Annotated in this window: 6 protein-coding genes; 3 read left to right on the top strand and 3 right to left on the bottom strand. The window is 75.6% G+C overall.

Going from position 1 to position 5547, the window contains the following annotated elements:
* Window positions 1-48 precede the first annotated feature (48 nt).
* Together D476_RS36465 and D476_RS0118105 are read right to left on the bottom strand one after the other, a co-directional pair.
* Window positions 49-195 carry a hypothetical protein gene (locus D476_RS36465; protein ID WP_017625346.1) on the bottom strand — a complete coding sequence of 49 codons (147 nt, stop codon included), beginning with the start codon at window positions 193-195 and terminating at the stop codon, window positions 49-51.
* A gap of 93 nt (window positions 196-288) precedes the next feature.
* A complete protein-coding gene (locus D476_RS0118105) occupies window positions 289-825 on the bottom strand; it encodes a hypothetical protein (RefSeq protein WP_017625345.1) in 537 nt (178 codons plus the stop codon).
* Window positions 826-1060: 235 nt separating this feature from the next.
* Between D476_RS0118105 and D476_RS0118100 the strand changes: the two genes are divergently transcribed.
* Both D476_RS0118100 and D476_RS0118095 read left to right on the top strand, forming a co-directional pair.
* Window positions 1061-2029, top strand: a complete 969-nt coding sequence (locus D476_RS0118100) for an alpha/beta fold hydrolase (RefSeq protein WP_017625344.1) — start codon at window positions 1061-1063, stop codon at window positions 2027-2029.
* A complete protein-coding gene (locus tag D476_RS0118095; RefSeq protein WP_017625343.1) occupies window positions 2026-2934 on the top strand; it encodes an SDR family oxidoreductase in 909 nt (302 codons plus the stop codon). The genes D476_RS0118100 and D476_RS0118095 overlap by 4 nt, the downstream gene beginning before the upstream one ends.
* A 667-nt stretch (window positions 2935-3601) precedes the next feature.
* Here the strand turns inward: D476_RS0118095 and D476_RS0118090 are convergent.
* The gene (locus D476_RS0118090) at window positions 3602-4207 is read right to left on the bottom strand and encodes an ArsR/SmtB family transcription factor (RefSeq protein ID WP_017625342.1); all 606 of its coding nucleotides are present in this window, start codon (window positions 4205-4207) and stop codon (window positions 3602-3604) included.
* Between the two features lie 149 nt (window positions 4208-4356).
* Here D476_RS0118090 and D476_RS35690 point away from each other — a divergent pair.
* Window positions 4357-5547 (top strand): alpha/beta hydrolase family protein (locus tag D476_RS35690; RefSeq protein WP_017625341.1); only part of this gene is annotated, 1191 nt, incomplete at its 3' end.

Here is a 5547-nt window from a genome sequence, read left to right as displayed (position 1 = left end):
GCGCACCGCCCTGTGCCCCCGCCGCCCTCGCTGGCGCAGCCAGATGCCCTACGCATAGTCGCGCAGCGCGGGGGTGTCGGCCACCACCGCGGTGAAGGCGGCGAGCAGCCGGGCCTCCTGCTCGGCGTCCTCGTCGAAGACGAGGGCCTCCTTGGCCGGGAAGTGCTTGAACAGCGTGGTGGTGGACACGTCCACGGCACCGGCGATCCCACGGCCCCGAAGGCCCTCTCGCCGTTCAACCGATCCGCCAGAAGCGGCGGGTGCTACGAACGCGCCCGGTCTCAGCGCCTATCCGCGGCCGCGCATCGGCTCCAGCTTCGCCGCGTCCCGCACCCGTACCAGGCGTTCCGGACCCGGGCCCGGCGCCGGGGTGTACACGCGCACCAGGACACCCGGCTCGGCCTCGGCCGCCGCCACCCAGCACATCCCGGTGGCCAGCACCACCGCCTCCACCGGGCGCCCGTCGACGGCCAGCTCCGCCCGGGACCAGCGCGCGTCCTCCCCCAGCGACAGGGCGTCCCCGCCCTGCGGGTCGCGCATCCGGCGCTCCATCAGCGCACGCTCGGCGCACAGGCCGCGCAGCGCGCGCTCCCCCGCCGCCTCCGGCCCGTCCCAGACCCGGGTGGCCACCTCGATATCCGGACCGGTGTCCGTCCCCTCGGGCGTGGAGCCGAAGTCGACCACCGCCCGCAGCGGCGTCCCGGCCACCGGGTCGGTCGTCACCGAGCTCACCCGCCCGGCGCGCTCCTCGCCCTCGGGCACGTACAGCGCGATCGCCGCGACCAGCCCCGCCGTGCCCTCGCCCTGCCCGTCCGCCGTGTCCATCACCGGCGCATCCTACGGCGCCCGCCCGCGGCGCCGCCAACCCGCGCCCCGGCGCGGCCCCCTCCCGCCCCCCGCGGTGCGCGGCGGCGACGCCGGGAACCCATCGGAATCCCGCAAACACTTCCAATGACCATTGTCATGGTCTACGCTCGGTCGACACACCGACCAACCCGTCGGTAACAACCCGTGCACCCCGACCCACGCCCGCCCCCGCGGACGCCACCGAGGAGCCGACATGACCCCCCAACGGCACCAGCGCACCGTCGAATCCGCCGACGGCACCCTCCTCAACGTGGAGACCACCGGCCCCGACGACGGCCCCGTCCTCGTCCTGGTCCACGGCTGGACCTGCGCCACCCCCTTCTGGGCCCCCGTCGTCAACCGCCTCCCCCGCCACCTGCGCACCGTCATGTACGACCAGCGCGGCCACGGCTCCAGCGCCCGCCCCGCCACCGCCGCCGGGTACTCCACCACCGCCCTCGCCGACGACCTGTGCGCCGTCCTGGAGGCCACCGTCCCCGCCGGCACCCCCGCCGTCCTGGCCGGACACAGCATGGGCGGCATGACCATCATGTCGGCCTCCCGCCGCCCCGCCCTGCGCGACCGCGCCGCGGCCGCCGCCCTCATCAGCACCGGCAGCAGCCGCCTGCCCCACACCTCCACCGTCCTGCCCCTGGGCCCCGACGACAGCGCCTTCCGCGCCGCCGTCCACCGCGCCGCCCTCGGCGCCCCCCTGCCGCTGGGGCCGCGCACCCCCCTCACCCGCGCCGCCATCCGCTACATCACCCTGGCCCCCGGCGCCGACCCCCGCATGAAGGACTTCACCGCCCGCCTCGTCCACGCCATGCACCCCCTGGCCCGCGCCCGCTGGGGCAAGGTCCTGGGCACCCTCCAGGCCGACGAGGGCCTGCGCGCCCTCGACGTGCCCACCACCGTCGTCCACGGCACCCACGACCGCCTCATCCCCTTGCCCCACGCCCCCCGCACCGCCGGACTCCTGCCCGACTGCCGCGACCTCGTCCAGATCCCCGGCACCGGCCACATGACACCCCTGGAGGCCCCCGACCGCGTCGCCGCCGTCCTGGCCGACCTCGTCGACACCCACCTGCCCGCCCCCGCCGCACACCAGGGCACCGGCAACGGCAAGGCGNCCCGCAGCGGCAGGCCCGCCAAGGCCAAGCGCACCCAGGAGACCGGAGCATGAGCCGCACCCACCGCGCCCTCGACGGCCGCACCGCCGTGGTCACCGGCGCCGCACGCGGCCTCGGCGCGCTCCTCGCCCGCAAGCTGGCCGGCCAGGGCGTCCGCGTGGCCCTGGCCGGCCTCGAACCCGACGAGCTCAAAGCCGTCGCCGCCGACTGCGGCCCGCACGCCACCCACTGGCACGCCGACGTCACCGACCGCGCGGCCCTCGCCGAGACCGCCCGCGCCGTCGAAGACCACCACGGCCGCGTCGACATCGTCGTCGCCAACGCGGGCATCGCCACCGGCGGCCCCTTCGGCGACACCGACCCCGACGCCTTCGACCGCGTCATCGAGGTCAACCTCATGGGCGGCATCGCCACCGCGCGCGCGTTCCTGCCCGCCCTGCGCCGCTCCAAGGGCCACCTGCTCCAGGTCGCCTCCCTGGCGGCCCTCACCCCCGCCCCGCTCATGGCCGCCTACTGCACCGGAAAAGCCGGGGTCGAGGCCTTCATCCACTGCCTGCGCCCCGAAGAGTCCCTGCACGGCGTCACCGCGGGCGTGGCCTACCTCTCCTGGACCGACACCGACATGGTCCGCGGCGCCGACGCCGACCCGGCCCTGCGCGAACTGCGCTCCCGGCTCCCCTGGCCGCTCAACCTCACCCACCCCCTGGAACCGGCCGCCGACCGCATCGTCGCCGGGATCGCCCGCCGCTCCCCGCACGTCTACGGGCAGGCGTGGCTGCGCGCCCTCCAAGGCGCCCGGGGCGCACTGCCCTCGGTGGTCGCCGCGTTCGGGCCCCGGGAACTGCGCCGACTCCAGGACCGGCTGGAGGCCGGGGCCGCTGGGCGCCCCCACGCCGTGGGCGCGGGCGGGCAGGCCGACCTGGCCGCCCGCGCACACCGCACCGAACGCACCGGCTGAGCGCCCGGCGTCCACGCAGACCGCGGGGTCCGGGCGGCCGCCCGCACCGCGCCCGGACCCCGCGCCCGTTCCGCCGAGTCCTCCGGACCCGTTAGGGGCAGGCCGGGTGCCCGGATGCCCCGGCACACAGAGCGGCCGCCGCAGGTCTCGGCGACCATCGCCGAGCCCACCGCCCGGCGGCCCCCCGCCGGGCGAGGGGTGTCCCGTTTCGGGTTTATCGGAGGCTCGGAAGCAGCGCCCGGCCCCCAGCTGAGACCTCTTCCTGCGGGGAGAAGCCTGCTCCGGACCCGGCAGGCGGGACCCGGTTGTGCAGCGTCCCGGGGGCGGTGCCCGGCTGCCCGCCTGCCCGCGTGAGCGCCCCGGGGCGTGTGACCAGGCCCCGGCGGGCCCCGACCGCCGCCCCCGCGGAGCGTTCACACAGCCCATCGGGGTACTTCCCCGCCCCTGGGGCATGTCCCTCATCCTCCCCACGCCCGAGAGCCCCCATCACACCCGGAACGGAACAGGGCGGCGGACGGGCGCCGTCCTTGGATGCGCGGTTCCAGCGGCTGCGCCACGCCCTACAGCCTGCTCGCCCGGCGCTTGGAAGCGACGGTCCGGGTGGCCGTGGGGCGCCGTGATCGGCATCCGGATGCGCGCCCCGCACCGGCGCCCCCGTGAACAGGAGCTAGCCTTCCTCGGAGTCGCGCTCGCCGCCGTCCGGCCGTGCGGGAGCGGGGTACCCCAGGAAGTGCGTGAAGACGACACGGGCCTCCGACGGCGTCTCTTCCGGAGGCCGCTGGTACCGCTTGAGCAGGCCGATGTACTCCTCGAAGAACTGGGCCAGCTCCTGCGGGGTCACCGTGATCGCCCCCCGGGAGAAGGGGAAGGCATCGGCCCAGGGGTCGGAGGGGTCCATGGCCCGCGACGCCTCCTGGAAGGCGGTGACGTCGCGGGAGAGCGAGTACCCCGCCATCTCCTCCATGACCGCCCGAGTGGCCGGGTCCTGCTCGCTGCGCGGCGGGAACCGGAGGTCCTGGCGGGGAGCGCTCCACCACCGCTCCCGCCCGTGCGCCCCTTCGACCGGGACCTCCTCGACGAAGCCGTGGCGCGCGAGCTCGCGCAGGTGGTAGCTGGTCGCCCCCGTGTTCATGTCGAGGGCGCGCGCCAGCCCGGCCGAGGTCGCCGGGCCCTGCTCCGCCAGGTACTCGATGATGTGCCGGCGCCTGGGGTGGGCGAACGCTTTCAGGGCCGCGAGTTCGGTGACCTTGCGCGGAGCCGGCACGTCGTCCATGCGGCCACCGTAGTTGTGCACAGATGCCCGTGCAATCCACGCCGTACGGGCACGCCCACCCGAGAGGTGTGCACAATTTTCCTTGCACAAGTTTCTGTGTACCTGTATCACTGGAGGCGGCAGCACCCCCCAGCCGAAGGGCCCGACCGATGCCCCGCACCACCCGCCGCCCCCTGGCCCTGGCCGCTCTGGCCCTGGTCCTCCTCCCCCTGCTCCCCGCCGCCGCACGCCACCTCCCGGCCGCCGACCCCGCGCCGTCCCGATCCGAGGAGCTCGTCACCGAGGACGTCGTCTTCGATGCCGGGGACCGGACGGTGGGCGGAACCGTCATCGCCCCGGCCGGGGGCGGCACCGGCCTGCCCGCGATCGTGCTCGTGGCCGGGTCCGGCGAAGGGCTGCCGCGCGAGGTCTACCGCCCGCAGGCCGAGGCGTTCGCACACGCCGGGATCGTGACCCTGATCTACGACAAGCGCGGCCCGAACGACGGCTACTCACTGTTCGATGCTTCGATCACCGACCTGGCCGACGACGCGATCGCCGGCGTCCACCTGCTCAGGGAGCGCCCCGAGGTCGATCCCGACCTGGTCGGGGTGCACGGACACAGCGAAGGCGGCTGGACGGTGATCGAGGCCGCGGACCGCTCACCGGAGGTGGCCTTCGTGATCGCCGCGAACTCCAGCGCCCTGCCGCCGGAGCGCACCCAGGTATGGATGAACCGGATGCAGCTCAAGCACGCCGGGGTCTCCGAGCCCCTGCGGTCACGCCTGGGGGAGACACTCACCCGCCACGTCGTGGCCGCCGACATGTTCCGCCTGCACGGCCACGATCCCCGGCCCGCACTCGAACGGCTGGACCGGCCGTTCCTCGGGGTGGCCGCCGCACTCGACCGCTCGACCCCGCCCGGGGAGACCCTCCGGATCTACGCCGACGCACTCGCCCACGGCGGCGACCCCCGCTCCACGCTGCGCGTCATCGACGGCACGGGACACACCATGGAGCCCACCGACGACGGATACATCGAGGCGGAGGCCGACCTCGACGCCCTCTTCCACCGCCTGTCCCCCGAGTACGTCCAAGCGGTCACCGAATGGGTGCACGGCCTGTCCGGCGGAGGCCCCGCCACAGGACGGGCCGATCCCCCTCCGGAGCAGTACGAGGACAGCGAACCGCTCGCGCCGCCCGCCCCCTACGAGTCACCCGCCGCCCAGCTCACCGCGTGGGCCGTGCTCGTGGCCGCATTCGGGTGCTCCCTCGCCGCCGGCGCCCACTCCCGCCTGCGCGGTCGGCCCCGGCTGCACCCCGGCCGCCGAACCGCCGGGGCTGTGGCCCTGGCGGGCCTG

The sequence above is a fragment of the Nocardiopsis chromatogenes YIM 90109 genome (genome assembly GCF_000341185.1).
Lineage (GTDB): Bacteria > Actinomycetota > Actinomycetes > Streptosporangiales > Streptosporangiaceae > Nocardiopsis_A > Nocardiopsis_A chromatogenes.
This window is presented reverse-complemented; position numbering and strand designations above follow the sequence as displayed.

What these genes read in the sequence shown, in the direction of transcription:
- D476_RS0118105 (WP_017625345.1), bottom strand. Translation starts at nt 825, where the DNA reads ATGGACACGGCGGACGGGCAGGGCGAGGGCACGGCGGGGCTGGTCGCG.
- D476_RS0118095 (WP_017625343.1), top strand. Translation starts at nt 2,026, where the DNA reads ATGAGCCGCACCCACCGCGCCCTCGACGGCCGCACCGCCGTGGTCACC.
- D476_RS0118090 (WP_017625342.1), bottom strand. Translation starts at nt 4,207, where the DNA reads ATGGACGACGTGCCGGCTCCGCGCAAGGTCACCGAACTCGCGGCCCTG.